This is a genomic window from Roseateles asaccharophilus, assembly GCF_031458115.1.
Classification (GTDB): Bacteria; Pseudomonadota; Gammaproteobacteria; order Burkholderiales; family Burkholderiaceae_C; genus Pelomonas; species Pelomonas asaccharophilus_A.
In genome coordinates this window covers 484,630-498,063 of sequence record NZ_JAVDXV010000001.1, presented here as the reverse complement: position 1 = coordinate 498,063, position 13,434 = coordinate 484,630, and the positions used below count along the sequence as shown (strand labels likewise).

At 71.4% G+C, this 13,434-nt stretch carries 13 protein-coding genes; 11 read left to right on the top strand and 2 right to left on the bottom strand.

Translation table 11 applies throughout. The features are described 5' to 3' along the window. Positions 1-32 precede the first annotated feature (32 nt). The 7 genes from J2X21_RS02190 to J2X21_RS02160 all read left to right on the top strand — a co-directional run bounded on the left by J2X21_RS02190 (position 33) and on the right by J2X21_RS02160 (position 8,506). Complete coding sequence (locus J2X21_RS02190) at positions 33-911, top strand: hypothetical protein (protein WP_310324308.1); 879 nt, start codon at positions 33-35, stop codon at positions 909-911. After that, entirely contained in the window at positions 908-2,623 is a 1,716-nt protein-coding gene (recJ, locus tag J2X21_RS02185; protein ID WP_310324306.1) for a single-stranded-DNA-specific exonuclease RecJ, read from the top strand. Before J2X21_RS02190 ends, recJ begins: the two co-directional genes overlap by 4 nt. 123 nt (positions 2,624-2,746) lie before the next feature. Continuing rightward, positions 2,747-4,564 carry a bifunctional diguanylate cyclase/phosphodiesterase gene (locus J2X21_RS02180; protein ID WP_310324304.1) on the top strand — a complete coding sequence of 606 codons (1,818 nt, stop codon included), beginning with the start codon at positions 2,747-2,749 and terminating at the stop codon, positions 4,562-4,564. A gap of 49 nt (positions 4,565-4,613) precedes the next feature. Next, the gene (locus J2X21_RS02175; RefSeq protein ID WP_310324302.1) at positions 4,614-6,515 is read left to right on the top strand and encodes a methyl-accepting chemotaxis protein; all 1,902 of its coding nucleotides are present in this window, start codon (positions 4,614-4,616) and stop codon (positions 6,513-6,515) included. 44 nt (positions 6,516-6,559) lie between these two features. Further along, positions 6,560-7,426, top strand: a complete 867-nt coding sequence (locus tag J2X21_RS02170) for a 3',5'-nucleoside bisphosphate phosphatase (protein WP_310324299.1) — start codon at positions 6,560-6,562, stop codon at positions 7,424-7,426. Then, positions 7,426-8,061 (top strand): L-threonylcarbamoyladenylate synthase, encoded by a 636-nt coding sequence (locus J2X21_RS02165; RefSeq protein WP_310324297.1) that lies wholly within the window; start codon positions 7,426-7,428, stop codon positions 8,059-8,061. Before J2X21_RS02170 ends, J2X21_RS02165 begins: the two co-directional genes overlap by 1 nt. Positions 8,062-8,218: 157 nt before the next feature. Next, entirely contained in the window at positions 8,219-8,506 is a 288-nt protein-coding gene (locus J2X21_RS02160; protein ID WP_310324295.1) for a hypothetical protein, read from the top strand. Positions 8,507-8,601: 95 nt separating this feature from the next. Here the strand turns inward: J2X21_RS02160 and J2X21_RS02155 are convergent, their stop codons facing one another. Both J2X21_RS02155 and ppk2 read right to left on the bottom strand, forming a co-directional pair. After that, positions 8,602-8,946: a glutaredoxin family protein gene (locus J2X21_RS02155; protein WP_310324293.1), complete on the bottom strand. Its 345-nt coding sequence runs from the start codon at positions 8,944-8,946 to the stop codon at positions 8,602-8,604. 20 nt (positions 8,947-8,966) lie between these two features. Continuing rightward, a complete protein-coding gene (gene ppk2 / locus J2X21_RS02150; RefSeq protein WP_310324289.1) occupies positions 8,967-9,869 on the bottom strand; it encodes a polyphosphate kinase 2 in 903 nt (300 codons plus the stop codon). Positions 9,870-9,988: 119 nt separating this feature from the next. On the opposite strand from ppk2, the gene J2X21_RS02145 reads away from it, so the two are divergent. The 4 genes from J2X21_RS02145 to J2X21_RS02130 are packed head-to-tail and all read left to right on the top strand — an operon-like array spanning position 9,989 to position 13,431. Beyond that, complete coding sequence (locus tag J2X21_RS02145) at positions 9,989-10,369, top strand: BlaI/MecI/CopY family transcriptional regulator (RefSeq protein ID WP_310324287.1); 381 nt, start codon at positions 9,989-9,991, stop codon at positions 10,367-10,369. Further along, positions 10,362-11,603, top strand: a complete 1,242-nt coding sequence (locus J2X21_RS02140; RefSeq protein ID WP_310324285.1) for a M56 family metallopeptidase — start codon at positions 10,362-10,364, stop codon at positions 11,601-11,603. The genes J2X21_RS02145 and J2X21_RS02140 overlap by 8 nt, the downstream gene beginning before the upstream one ends. Before the next feature lie 19 nt (positions 11,604-11,622). Next, positions 11,623-12,837, top strand: a complete 1,215-nt coding sequence (locus J2X21_RS02135; RefSeq protein WP_310324283.1) for a M56 family metallopeptidase — start codon at positions 11,623-11,625, stop codon at positions 12,835-12,837. 27 nt (positions 12,838-12,864) lie between these two features. Further along, entirely contained in the window at positions 12,865-13,431 is a 567-nt protein-coding gene (locus J2X21_RS02130; RefSeq protein ID WP_310324281.1) for a flavodoxin family protein, read from the top strand. Positions 13,432-13,434 lie beyond the last annotated feature (3 nt).

The following is a 13,434-nucleotide window of genomic DNA, read 5'->3' as shown; positions in this document are numbered from 1 at the left end:
GTGAGATGACCGGGTTTGGATAATCGGCCCCCATGCACCTGTTGATTCCCCATGCCAGCGCGCTGGACGAGGCCGCCCGGCATGCGTTCTCGGGCCTGGCCCTGCCCCATCTGACCGCGCTGCTGGGCCGGCTCACGGCCACCGACACCTGGGGCAGCGACGAGTTCGCGCCGCTGCCCCCCCACCAGGTCGCGCTGGCCGCTCTGCGCGGCCAGGATCAGCCCAGCGCCGCCGCCTGGGCGGTGGACGCCGGCCCCGGGCTGGCCTGGGCGCTGATGACGCCGGTGCACCTGTCCGTCGGCACCGATGGCGTGGACGTGCTGCCGCCGGCCGCGCTGGACCTGTCGGAGTCTGACGCCGCCGGCTTTGCCGCCGTGCTGCGCGAGCTGTGGCCCGAACAAGAGGGCTGGCAATGGCGAATCCTGGACGCCAATCGCTGGGCCGTTGGCCACGCCACGGCGCTGGACGGCCTACTCGCCGCCAGCATCGAGCGCGCCGCCGGCCGGCCCATCGAACCCTGGCTGCCCGAGAGCCGGGTCTTGCGGCGCTGGCAGAACGAGGCGCAGATGCTGTTGCACGGCCATGCGCTGAACAACGCGCGCGAGGCGCGCGGCCAGCATGTGGTCAATTCGGTCTGGATCGGCGACATCGGCCGCAGCAACGGCCGGCCCGCCGACGTGAAGGTGGACGACCGCCTGGCCGCACCGCTGCTGAACGGCGACCTGGCCGCCTGGGCCGAGGCCTGGCAGCGCCTGGACGCCGGCCCGCTGGCCAATCCGCAGATCACCAGCCTGACGCTGTGCGGCGAACGCTTCGCGCGGCGCTTCACGGCCCAGCCGCTGTCGTTCATGGACAAGATCAAGCGCCGCTTCCAGACGCCCGACGTCGCCGCCGTGATGGAGGCACTGTGAAGCTGGTCGAACGTGAAGTGCCGCCGCGCACCGCGTGGGCGCTGGAGGAAGCCGGCGTTGCACCGCTGCTGGCGCGGCTGCTGGCCGCGCGCGGCGTGCGCGAGGCCAGCGAGCTGGACGAGAACCTCAACCAGCTGCTGCCGCCCACCGGCCTGATGGGCCTGCCCGACGCCGCGCGGCTGCTGGCCGACGCCATCCAGTCCGGCGAGCGCCTGGTCATCGTGGCCGACTACGACTGCGACGGCGCCACCGCCTGCGCCGTCATGCTGCGCGGCCTGGGCCTGCTGGGCGCGAGGCCCGAGCAGCTCGGCTATGTGGTGCCCGACCGCGCCGTGCATGGCTATGGCCTCACGCCCACCATCGTGGACCTGGCGCTGGAACAGAAGCCCGGCCTGCTGGTCACCGTGGACAACGGCATTGCCAGCCTGACCGGCGTGGCGCATGCCCGCGCGCGCGGGCTGAAGGTGCTGGTGACCGACCACCACCTGCCGGCCGTCGTCGATGGCGCCACCGTCGTTCCCGAGGCCGACGCCATCGTCAACCCCAACCAGCCCGGCTGCACATTCGCGAGCAAGTCGCTGGCCGGCGTGGGCGTGGCCTTCTATGTGCTGATGGGCCTGCGCGCCGAGCTGCGCACACGCGGCGCGTTCACGGAGGTGCCGCGCCTGGACGGCCTGCTGGACCTCGTCGCGCTGGGCACCGTCGCCGACGTCGTGAAGCTGGACGCCAACAACCGCCGCCTCGTCGCGCAAGGCCTCAGGCGCATGCGCGCCGGGCGCGCGCAGCCGGGCGTGATGGCCTTGTTCAGCGCCGCCAAGCGCGACGCCTCCAAGGCCCAGGGCTTCGACCTCGGCTTTGCGCTGGGCCCGCGCATCAACGCCGCTGGCCGGCTCTCTGACATGACGTTGGGCATCGAGGCGCTGACCACCGACGACGCCGAGCGCGCGCTGCAACTCGCGACGCAGCTGGACGCCATCAACCGCGAGCGCCGCGACATCGAGGCCGGCATGCGCGAAATGGCCGAGGCGCGGCTGGACGCGCTGGTGCAGGCGCTGGAAGGCGAGCTGCCGCCGGCCGTCGCGCTGTTCGATGCCGACTTCCACGAAGGCGTGGTGGGCATCGTCGCGTCGCGCATCAAGGACCGCGTGCACCGCCCCACCTTCGTGTTCGCGCGCGGCGCCGACGGTCATCTGAAGGGCTCGGGCCGCTCCATCCCGGGCTTCCATCTGCGCGACGCGCTGGACCTGGTCAGCAAGCGTGAACCGGATCTGCTGGCCAAGTTCGGCGGCCATGCGATGGCGGCGGGCGCCACGCTGGCCGTGGATGACGTGACCCGCTTCGCCCTCGCCTTCGCCAAGGTCGCCGACGAATGGCTGACCGAACAAGACCTGACCCGCACGCTGCGCCACGACGGCACGCTGCCGGCCGACGCCGCCACGCCCGAGACCGCGCGGCTGCTGGACGGCCAGGTCTGGGGCCAGGGCTTCGAGCCGCCGGTGTTCTGCGACCGCTTCGAGCTGATCTCGCAGCGCCTGGTGGGCGAGAAGCACCTGAAGCTGCGGCTCAAGCAGGGTGGCAGGCTCATCGACGGCATCTGGTTCAACCACGTGGACATGCTGCCCGAGCGCGTCACGCTGGCCTACCGGTTGAGCCTGGATGAATGGCAGGGGCAGCAGCGCGTTCAGTACGTGATCGAGGCCGCGCAGATGTGACGGAGTTGGCGGAGCGGGGGTGGCCACACCCCCTAGTCACTCGACTGTCACGGGCACTTTCAAGAATCCGTGTCGCAAGCGCTGCCGGCTGTCTCGGCAGCGCCCGCCGACCCGGAGCCCCCCATGCGCGACCACGCGCCCGATCCTCTTGCCGACGCGCTGCACCGCCTCATCGAGCAGCGCACGTTTGACATCCACTTCCAGCCGCTGGTCGCGATCGACCGCGCGGAGATCTACGGCTTCGAGGCGCTGACGCGTGCGCCGGCCGACGGCCCGCTGCATTCTCCGCTGGTGCTGTTCGACACCGCCGCCCGGCTGGGCCGCCTCGTGGAGCTGGAGCACCTCATCGTGCAGCGCGCGCTGCAGCGCTTCAAGGCGCTGGGGCTGCCCGGCCAGCTGTTCCTGAACGTCACGGCCGACACGCTGCTGGGCGCGCGCGAACACGTGGGCCTGTTGGCCACCGAGCTGGCCGAACTGGGCCTGCCGACGTCACGCGTGGTCATCGAGCTGACCGAGACCCGCCCCATCGACGACCTGGCCCAGCTGGACGATGCGGTGCAGGCGCTGCGCGAACGGGGCTTTCGCGTGGCGCTGGACGACCTGGGCGAGGGCTTCGCGAGCCTGCGCCGCTGGATGCAGATGCGGCCCGACTTCGTCAAGATCGACCGCCACTTCATCGACGGCATCGCGCAGGAGCCGCTGAAGCAGCAGTTCGTCCGCTCCATCGTCGAGATGGCCGCCACCAGCGGCTGCGAGGTGGTGGCCGAAGGGCTGGAGCAGGAACCCGACCTGGACGTGCTGCGCCGGCTGGGCCTGAGCATCTGCCAGGGCTATCTGTTCGCCCGCCCCAGCGCCACGCCGCGCGCGTCCTTGAGCGCGCAGTGGAGCGGCCGCCTGGCCGCCGACGCCCAGCCACGCCTGCTGCAGAACGACCTCGCGCTGCCGCTGGCCCAGGGCGCCATCACCAGCGCCGCGCAGCTGGCGCGCCGCGGCCTGACCGTCACGGCCGCCGCCAACTGCCGCAGCGTCGTCGACCTGTTCCACCGCGACGACCAGCTGCTGGCCATCCCCGTGCTGGACGAGCTGCAGCGCCCCATCGGCGTGCTGCGATCGCTGCACGTGCTCAAGCGCAGCACCGAGCGCTACTTCATGGACATCTTCGACAAGCGCAGCTGCGTGGAGCTGATGGACGCGCACCCGCTGGTGTTCGACGTCAGCACGCCGCTGCGCGCGATGAGCGATGCGATGGCCAGCCTGGACGAGCGCCTGCTGATCGACGGCTTCATCGTCACGCGCGACGGCGCCTACTTCGGCTCGGGCCGCAGCTCCGACCTGCTGAAGGCCGTGTCCGACCTGCAGGTGCATGCGGCCCGCTACGCCAACCCGCTGACGCTGCTGCCGGGCAACGTGCCCATCGACCACCACCTGGACCGCCTCATCGAGGCCGGCGAGACCTTCGCCGCGGTGGTGTGGGACATCGACCACTTCAAGCCCTTCAACGACGTCTACGGCTATCGCGTGGGCGACGACATCATCCGCCTGGCCGCCCGCGTGCTGACCCAGGCCGCTGACCCGCAGCTGGACTTCGTGGGCCACATCGGCGGCGACGACTTCGTCATGGTGCTGGGCAGCGCCGACTGGGAAGCACGGCTGGCGCGCATCTGCGCCGCCTTCGACGCCGGCGTGCGCAGCTTCTTCTCGGCCGAGCACCTGGCCGCCGGCGGCTACATCACGCTGAACCGCCAGAACCAGCCCAGCTTCCACCCGCTGCCCACCTTCTCGGCCGGCGCCGTGCTGCATGTGCCGGGTCATTTCGACGGCGCCCGCGCGCTGTCCGCCGCGCTGACCGAACCCAAGCGCGTGGCCAAGGGCCGCGCCGGTGGTAGCCGCTTCTTCGTCGACCGCCGTCAGCCGCAGCGCGCCTTGCTCGCCGCTGCCTGACTTCGCCTTCCCATGGGCCGCAGCGTCGCGGCACCATCGCTTCACCGACATGAAAAACACCCAGCCTTTGAGTCTGCGCACGCGGCTCGCCGTCATCGCCTGCCTGTCTCTTCTTCTCGGCGCCCTGCCCGGCGCGCTGCTGCTGCGCGGCTATGTCGCCCAGCAGCAGACCGCCGCCCGCCAGCACCAGGCCTTGCCCGTCAACCATGCGTGGCAGGCCCTGCTCGCGCGCCTGCAGCAGCAGCGCGGCCTGGGCGCCGAAGCCTTGTCCACCAAGCCCGACAGCCGGCCCCAGGCCGTCGCCGCTACGCAAGACGTGCAGGCGGCGCTGACCGCGCTGGACGACGCGCTGGGCCAGGCGCTGGATGCATCGCTGGCCGCCGCGCAGCGCGAGCGCGTGGCCGCGCTGCGAGAGCAGCAGGCGGCACTTGCCAAGGCCATCGCCGACGGCCCGCTGGACGTGCCGCGCCTGCTGGCCGCGCAGGCCGCACTGGCCGAGATCGCGTTCAACGCGCTGGCCCGGCTGAATGCCGATGCCGGCCTGCTGCTGGACGCCGACGCCGCTTCGCGCTTCGCCATCGAGGCCGGCTTGCAGGCTGCGCCGCGCGTTCAGGACGCGCTGTCCGAGCTGGCCGCGCTGGCCCGCGCCGCCGCCGTGGACGACCCGGCTCGCATGGCCACCGCGCACACCCGCTACCGCGAGCATGCGGCGCAGATGCAGCTGCAGTTGCAGCTCGCGCTGCAGGCACCGGATGCCGACCAGCGACTCGCACCGCTGCTGCAGGCCGCCAGGGCGCAGCGCGAGCAGGTCGACAAGACGCTGGACGAGGCCGCCCGCGACCTCAACTTCCCGCTGGACCAGCTGGCCACTCGGCTGGCCGAAGCCGGCGCGCTGCAGGCCAGCTTCAGCGCCCAGGTCATGCAGGCGCTGGACGCCGGGCTGGCCCAGCGCGCCGAGCGCGCGGCGCTGCGCCGCAACGCGCTGCTGGTGCTCTTGCCCGTGGCGCTGGCGGTCATGCTGTGGCTGATGGCGCGCGCCATCCGGCAGCTGCTGGTGCCGGTGCGCCAGATGGTGGAGGTGACCGAGCGCATCGCCGCAGGCGACCTCAGCCAGCCCGTGCCCCAGGGCCGGCGCGACGAGCTGGGCCGCGTGCTGGCCGCGCTGGACCACATGCAGCAGCGGCTGCGCGGGCTGGTGGAGCGCATTCACGAGGACGCCGGCGGCATCCGCCTCGCGGCGCGCGAGATCGCCACCGGCAACCAGGACCTGGCCCGCCGCACCGAGGCCGCCGCCGCGCGGCTGCAGCAGACCGCCGGCCATGTGCAGCTGCTGGCGGTGGCCGTGCGCCACAGCAGCGAGGCCGCGCTGGATGCCGAAGGCCTGGCCGGCGCCGCCGCCGAGGTGGCCTCCCAGGGCGGCCGCGTGGTGGGCGACGTCGTCGGCACCATGCAAGGCATCGCCGACGCAAGCCGGCGCATCGCCGACATCACCGGCCTCATCGACGGCATCGCGTTCCAGACCAACATCCTGGCGCTGAACGCAGCCGTGGAGGCGGCCCGGGCCGGCGAACAGGGCCGTGGCTTCGCCGTGGTGGCCGGCGAAGTGCGCGCGCTGGCCCGGCGCAGCGCGGAAGCCGCACGCGAGATCAAGACGCTGATTGGCCAATCCGTCGAGCGCGTGGAGGCCGGCACCGCGCAGGCCGCCGAAGCGGGGGGCGCGGTGGACGCCATCCTGGGCAAGGTGCGCGACATGAGCGCGCTGATCCACACGATGGCCCAGCAGACCCGCGCCGAGGCGCAGCAGGCCACCGAGGTGGGCCAGGCCGTGCAGGCCATAGACGCGATGACGCAGCAGAACGCCGCGCTGGTGGAACAGGCCGCCGCGTCGGCCGACAACCTGCGCATGCAGGCGCAGGGCATGGACCAGACGGTGAACGGCTTCAGGCTGTAACCACGTCGGCCAACGGCGTGAGCCTCGCCTGAGACAATCCAGGCGTGAACCTCGATACCACGCTCAACGCCGACCTGCACTGCCACTCCGTCGTCTCGGACGGCACGCTGACGCCCGAAGCCCTGGCGGAACGCGCCGCCGAGCGCGGCGTGCGGCTGTGGTCGCTGACCGACCATGACGAGATTGGCGGCCAGGCCCGCGCCATCGCGGCCGCCAAGGCCCACGGCATGGCCTACCTGACCGGCACCGAGATCTCGGTGACCTTCGCCGGCCGCGTGGTGCACATCGTGGGCCTGGGCTTCGACCATGAATCCGCCGAGATGGCCGAGGGCCTGCGCGCCACGCGCGGCGGCCGCGAGGCGCGCGCCCGCGAGATGGCGGCCGGCCTCCTGGCCGAGGCCGGCATTGCCGGCGCGTTCGAGGGCGCGCTGAAGTACGTGGGCAACCCCGAACTGATCTCGCGCACGCATTTCGCGCGCTTCCTCGTCGATACCGGCCATTGCACGGATGTGCCGGACGTGTTCCGCCGCTTCCTGACCGAAGGCAAGCCCGGTTTCGTGCCGCACAAGTGGGCCACGTTGAAGGACGCCGTGGGCTGGATCACGCGCGCGGGCGGCGTGGCCGTCATCGCGCACCCGGGCCGCTATGACTTCACGCCCATCGAGGAGTACGCGCTGATCACCGAGTTCATGGCCCACGGCGGCCGCGGCATCGAGGTGGTCACCGGCAGCCACACGCCGGCCGAGTACCAGCAGTACGCCGACACGGCCACGGAGTTCGGCCTGCTGGCCTCGCGCGGCTCGGACTTCCACAGCCCCGAGGAAAGCCGCGTGGACCTGGGCGATCTGCCGCCGCTGGCGGCCAGGCTGACGCCCGTGTGGGCCGCGTTGACGGACCGGATACGCCGCTGATGGCCCAGCTGTTCGAAGTCCACCCCGACAACCCGCAGCCCCGCTTCCTGCGCCAGTGCGCGCAGATGCTGCAGGCCGGCGGCATTGGCGCCGTCCCGACGGACTCCAGCTACGCCTTCGTCTGCCACCTGAACGACAAGGCCGCCGCCGAGGCGCTGCGGCGCGTGCGCGGCGTGGACGACAAGCACCACCTGACGCTGCTGTGCCGCGACCTGTCGGAGCTGGCCACCTACGCGATGGTGGACAACCGCCAGTACCGGCTGCTGAAGCTGGCCACCCCCGGCGCCTACACCTTCATCCTGCCGGCCACCAAGGAAGTGCCGCGGCGGCTGTCGCACCCCAGCCGCCGCACCATCGGCCTGCGCGTGCCGGAGCACCGCGTCACGCAGGAGCTGCTGGCGCTGTTCGGCGAGCCGCTGCTGTCCACCACGCTGATCCCGCCCGGCGACAGCGAGGCGCTGAACGACGCCAGCGAGGTCTGCGAGCGCCTGGACCGCCAGCTGCAGTTCGTGCTGGACGCCGGCGCCTGCCCGGCCCAGCCCACGACGGTGCTGGACCTCAGCCAGGGCGACGAGCCCGTGCTGGTGCGCCAGGGGAGGGGCGAGATCGCGCGGCTGGGACTGCAGCTCGACTGATCGCCAGCCGTCCCGCAGCTCATCCATTGTTTTTGCAGTTCATCCGGCGCGGCCGGCGCTTGATCGCAGGCCCCTGGAAGCAAGCAGGCCTCGTGACGAAACTGACTCCATCGAACAAGCAATCACGCGGTTCGAAACCCACCGAACGGAGTCCATCATGAACCTGCAAGACACCCTCTTCTCTGCCGTCGTCGCCGCTGTTGCCGGCCTGACCTTCTCCGTCGCCGCCCACGCCGCGCCGCAGGATGTCGTCAAGCTGGAACGCGTGGTCGTCACCGGCAAGGCCGTCCGTGAAGTCGCCCAGTTGCCCCGCGTCGTCGTCACCGGCTACGCCCAGCGTGAAGTGGCCCAGCTGCCGCGCGTGACCGTGGTGGGCTACAGCGACGCCACGCTGCTGCGCCAGATGACGCTGGCCGCCGCCAAGACCAGCACCAAGCGCGCTTGAACAGGGCCGTCACCTCATGCGAATGACGCCCTTTTCCACCGTCGCCGAGCCGAACCGCCAGCGTTGCTGAGTCAGCGCTGCCGATTCGGCTCGGCCTATTGGATGAGTTCCACGATGCGGCTGCGGTCGAAGCCCAAGACCTTCTGGCCGCGCACGACCAGCGTGGGCGTGCCCTGCCCGCCCAGCGCCTGGTAGTCGGCCAGGCATTTCGAGTCGCGCTCGATGAAGCACTCGTCGAACGCTATGCCCTCGTCCTGCATCCAGCGCCGCGCCGCCGTGCACCAGCCGCAGGTCTCGGACGAGATCATGCGGATGTCGCCCGGCTTCACGCGCTGCGCCAGCAGTTCGCCATCCTGTGACTTCACATGGCTGCGCCAGCCCCAGGAGGCCGCCGCGGCCAGCGCGATGATGACGAGCAGAGAGCGTGGCGGCAGGTTCATGCCCCGAGCTTAAGCGCCCCTCAATAGACCTCGGGCACGATGAGGCTCTGGGGCACCGGGTTGCGGATGTAATCCTCGGCGCGCTGGCGGGCCGGCAGCTCGATGTCCGCATGCGGCACGTCTTCATAGGGCATCTGCGCCAGCAGGTGGCTGATGCAGTTCAGCCGCGCGCGCTTCTTGTCGTCGGCGCGCACCACCCACCACGGCGACTCCGGCGTGTGCGTGCGCTCCAGCATCACTTCCTTGGCCACGGTATAGGCCTCCCAGCGGCGGCGCGACTCCAGGTCCATGGGGCTGAGCTTCCACTGCTTCAGCGGGTCGTGGATGCGGCTCAGGAAGCGGATGCGCTGCTCGTCGTCGCTGATCGAGAACCAGTACTTGATCAGCTGTATGCCCGAGCGCTGCAGCATGCGCTCGAACTCGGGCGCGGAGCGGAAGAACTCCTCGTACTGCTCGTCGGTGCAAAAACCCATCACTCGCTCCACGCCGGCGCGGTTGTACCAACTGCGGTCGAACAACACGATCTCGCCGGCCGCCGGCAGGTGCGACACATAGCGCTGGAAGTACCACTGCGTGCGCTCGCGGTCGTTGGGCGCCGGCAGCGCGGCAACGCGGCACACACGCGGGTTCAGCCGCTGCGTGATGCGCTTGATGACGCCGCCCTTGCCCGCCGCGTCGCGGCCCTCGAACAGGATGACCACCTTGTGGCCCGTGTGCTGCACCCAGTCCTGCAGCTTGACCAGCTCGCTCTGCAGCCGGAACAGCTCGCGGAAATAGCGCTTGCGGTCCGACGCCGCCTCGGGCGTATCGCCATCGGCCACGCCGAAGTCGCGGTCCTCCAACTCCAGCTCCAGTTCCTCGTCGAAGTCGTCGCGCAGGTCGCGGTGGATGCGCTTCACCAGTTCGTCTTCGCTGTGGCCCATGGCGGCTCCCGGCTGAAACCCAGGATGCTGCAGCGCCGATGTGGCCCGCCTGTGACAAACCCGCACTTGACGGCATCGTTTACAGCCGTAATCATCAGCCATCGTTTACACGCGTAATCATGAAACACACACCGCCCCCCATCAGCGACGCCGAGGCGCAGGTCATGCGCGAACTGTGGGCGCGCTCGCCGCAGGGCGCCGACGAGATCGCCGCCACGCTCGGCCCGCGGCAGGGCTGGCAGCTCGCCACCGTGAAGACGCTGCTGAACCGGCTGCTGAACAAGGGCGCCGTCACCGCCGAGCGCGAGGGTCGGCGATTCCTGTATGCGCCCGCCGTGCCGCAGGACGCCTGGGTCGCCGACACCGGCCTGTCGCTGATCGACCGCCTGTTCGGCGGGCGCCTCGCGCCGCTGGTGGCGCAGTTCGCGTCGGAACGCAAGCTCAATGCCGACGACATCGCCGCCCTGAAGGCGCTGCTGAAGGAGCAGGGCCATGAGTGAGCGGCTGCTGGCGATGCTGTTGCAGCAGGCGTTGCTGCTGAGCGTGGGCGTATTGCTCGTCGCGGCGCTGAGGCCGCTGCTGCTGAAGCGGCTGGGGGCCGGCGCCACCTATGCCGCATGGCTGCTGCTGCCGGCACTGCTGGCCACGCCGCTGCTGCCGCGGCCGGCGCAGGAGCCGCTGCGGCTGGTGTTGCAGGCGACGGGAACGCCCGCGGCCACCGCAGTGCCGGCATTGCCCGCGCCCACGCCCGACCATGCCACCGTCTGGCTGGTCTTGTGGCTGGGCGTGTCCGCGTTGTTGGTGGCGCTGCAGGCATGGCGGCAATGGCGCCTGGTGCGGCTGGGCCCGCAGTTGCCAGTCGGCAGCTGCCCCGCGCTCGTGGGCCTGCTGCGGCCGCGCATCGCGCTGCCTGTCGACTTCGAGCAGCGCTTTTCCGCCACCGAACGCGAGTTGATCCTGGCGCACGAACAGGTGCACCGCAGCCGCGGCGACAACGCCTGGAACCTGATCGCCTGCCTGCTGACCGCGCTGCACTGGTGGAACCCGCTGGTCTGGTGGGCCGCGCGACGCATGCAGGCCGACCAGGAACTGGCCTGCGATGCCGCCGTGCTGGCAGCGCGGCCCGGCGCAGTGGCCGACTACACGCGGGCGCTGCTGGCCGCCCACGACCTCAGGCCCCACGCTGCGCCGCTGGCCAGCCGCTGGGGCAGCACCCACCCACTTGTTGAAAGGATTGCGATGCTGAACCGCCCCCTGCCCCTGACGCGCCGCCGCGCCGTGCTCGTCGCCGCGCCCTTGCTGGGCCTTGCTGGCCTGGCCTACGCCGCGCAGCAGCCGGCCGCACCGGCCGACACCACGCCGGTTATCGAGCTGAAGCTTGCACTGAGCTACAGCACCGGCCGCGGCGACACGCGCAACACCTACAGCACGCAAGCCACGCTGCGCGTGCACGACGGCAAGCAGGCCCGGCTGATGCTGAACGGCAGCCCCGACAAGCCGATGCCCGAGCAGGTCGGCATCGCCATCACGCCCAGGGACATCGGCAACGGCAAGATCGAGTTGCGGACCGAACTGCAGAAGGGCGACCCGCTGACCACGGTGTCGCGCCCGCGGCTGATCACGTCCAACGGCGTCAAAGGCCTCATCGAGCAGGGCCGCGACGACCCCACCGGATCCGAGCATCTGTCGCTGGCCGTCACGCCCACGCTGCTGACCGCGCAGTCCCAGCCCTGACGGTTGTTCGCCAGCGGTCATGACCACACATCACCTGCTCGAAGGCCTGCTGCGCCTGGCACTGCTGTTCAGCGCCGCCGTCGTGCTGGTCGCGTTGCTGCGCCCGCTGCTGCTGAAGCGGCTGGGCGCGGGCGCCGCCTACGCCGCTTGGCTGCTGGTGCCCGCGTTGCTGCTGACGCCCGCGCTGCCGCGGCCGCAGCCGGTGCAGGAGCCACTGCCGCGCGTGATGCAGGCGGTGGGCCTGCCACTGCCCCCTGCGCTGCCTGCGCTGGACACGACGCCCGCTGCGCCCGGCCACGGCGCGCCGTGGCTGGCGCTGTGGCTGTCGGGCACGGCGCTGTCGCTGGCGCTGCAGTGCCGCCGGCAATGGCGGCTGCAGCGGCTGGGCGCGCGGCTGCCGGCGGGCCACAGCCCCGCGCTGGTGGGCGTGATCCGGCCGCGGCTGCGACTGCCGGTGGACTTCGAACAGCGCTTCTCGCCGGTCGAGCGCACGCTGATCCTGCAGCACGTGGACGTGCACCGCCGCCGCGGCGACAACGCGTGGAACCTGCTGGCCGGCCTGCTGCTCGCGCTGCAGTGGTTCAACCCGCTGGCGCACTGGGCCTGGCGCCGGCTGCGCGCCGACCAGGAACTGGCCTGCGACGCCGCCGTGCTGGCCACGCAGCCGCAGGCCACCCCCGACTACACCCGCGCGCTGCTGCTGGCACACGGGCTGCACGCCCACGCCGCGCCACTGGCCAGCCACTGGCGCAGCACACATCCGCTGGTCGAAAGGATTGCCATGCTGAAGCATCCACGCATCTCCACACCGCGCCGCCGCGGCCTGCTGGCCGGCGCGCTGCTCACCGTGACCGCGTTGACCTACGCCGCCCAGGCCGCCGACGCCCCCGCGCCGGGCGAGTACGACCCGGCCACGCTGGAAGTGCGCTGGCAGGACAAGCAAGGTGGCACGCAGGCGCGCTGGACGGTTCAGCTGCCCTGGCACTTCTTCGTGACGAACAAGCCGCTGGAGCTGCCCGCGCGCGACTCGGGCGGCACCGTGGATGTCACGCTGCAGGGCAGCCGGGCGCCTGACGGGCACCGCCAGATCGAGGTCTCGCTGCGTGACCGCCAGACGCTGGCGCCGCTGCCGACCACGCAATGGCTGTCCAGCCGGGCCGGCAGTGATGCGCAAGCGCGCGTGTCACAAGGCCCGCAGGGTGGCGAGGTGGTGGTGCGCTTCATGGCCCCATAGCCGCATGCAACGCGCGGCATGGCTAGCATGCCGCCCATGCCCTCCCACCACCTCTTCCTGCTCGCGTCCACGCGCGAGCCCGGCAACCTCGGCAACACCGAAACGCTGGCCCGCCGCGCCGCCGCGCAACTGCCGGCCGACGCGCAACAGACCTGGCTGCGCCTGGCCGACTTCACGCTCGCGCCCTTCGTGGACCTGCGCCACACGGCCGGCAGCTACCCCGCGCCGACCGGCGACATGGCCCGGCTGCTGGACGCCACGCTGGCCTGCACGGACCTGGTGCTGGTGGCGCCGGTCTACTGGTACAGCTTCCCGGCCAACCTGAAGACCTATCTGGACCACTGGAGCGCCTGGATGCGTGTGCCGGGCGTGGACTTCAAGGCCCGCATGGCCGAGAAGACCATGCACGTCGTGACCACCAGCGGCGACCGCGCCAAGGCCCAGCCCATGCTGGACTCCGCGCAGTTGTGCGCCGCCTTCCTGGGCATGCGCTTCGGCGGCGCGCTGTGGGGCAAGGGAGGCCCGCCGGGCGCGGTCGATGCCGATGCGGCTGCACTGGCGGCGGCGGACAGCTTCTTCGCGTCGGCCAAGTAAAGT

Coding starts and splice junctions, on each gene's coding strand:
- J2X21_RS02190 (WP_310324308.1), top strand. CDS start 33: ATGCACCTGTTGATTCCCCATGCCAGCGCGCTGGACGAGGCCGCCCGG.
- J2X21_RS02180 (WP_310324304.1), top strand. CDS start 2,747: ATGCGCGACCACGCGCCCGATCCTCTTGCCGACGCGCTGCACCGCCTC.
- J2X21_RS02175 (WP_310324302.1), top strand. CDS start 4,614: ATGAAAAACACCCAGCCTTTGAGTCTGCGCACGCGGCTCGCCGTCATC.
- J2X21_RS02165 (WP_310324297.1), top strand. CDS start 7,426: ATGGCCCAGCTGTTCGAAGTCCACCCCGACAACCCGCAGCCCCGCTTC.
- J2X21_RS02160 (WP_310324295.1), top strand. CDS start 8,219: ATGAACCTGCAAGACACCCTCTTCTCTGCCGTCGTCGCCGCTGTTGCC.
- J2X21_RS02155 (WP_310324293.1), bottom strand. CDS start 8,946: ATGAACCTGCCGCCACGCTCTCTGCTCGTCATCATCGCGCTGGCCGCG.
- ppk2 (WP_310324289.1), bottom strand. CDS start 9,869: ATGGGCCACAGCGAAGACGAACTGGTGAAGCGCATCCACCGCGACCTG.
- J2X21_RS02145 (WP_310324287.1), top strand. CDS start 9,989: ATGAAACACACACCGCCCCCCATCAGCGACGCCGAGGCGCAGGTCATG.
- J2X21_RS02140 (WP_310324285.1), top strand. CDS start 10,362: ATGAGTGAGCGGCTGCTGGCGATGCTGTTGCAGCAGGCGTTGCTGCTG.
- J2X21_RS02135 (WP_310324283.1), top strand. CDS start 11,623: ATGACCACACATCACCTGCTCGAAGGCCTGCTGCGCCTGGCACTGCTG.
- J2X21_RS02130 (WP_310324281.1), top strand. CDS start 12,865: ATGCCGCCCATGCCCTCCCACCACCTCTTCCTGCTCGCGTCCACGCGC.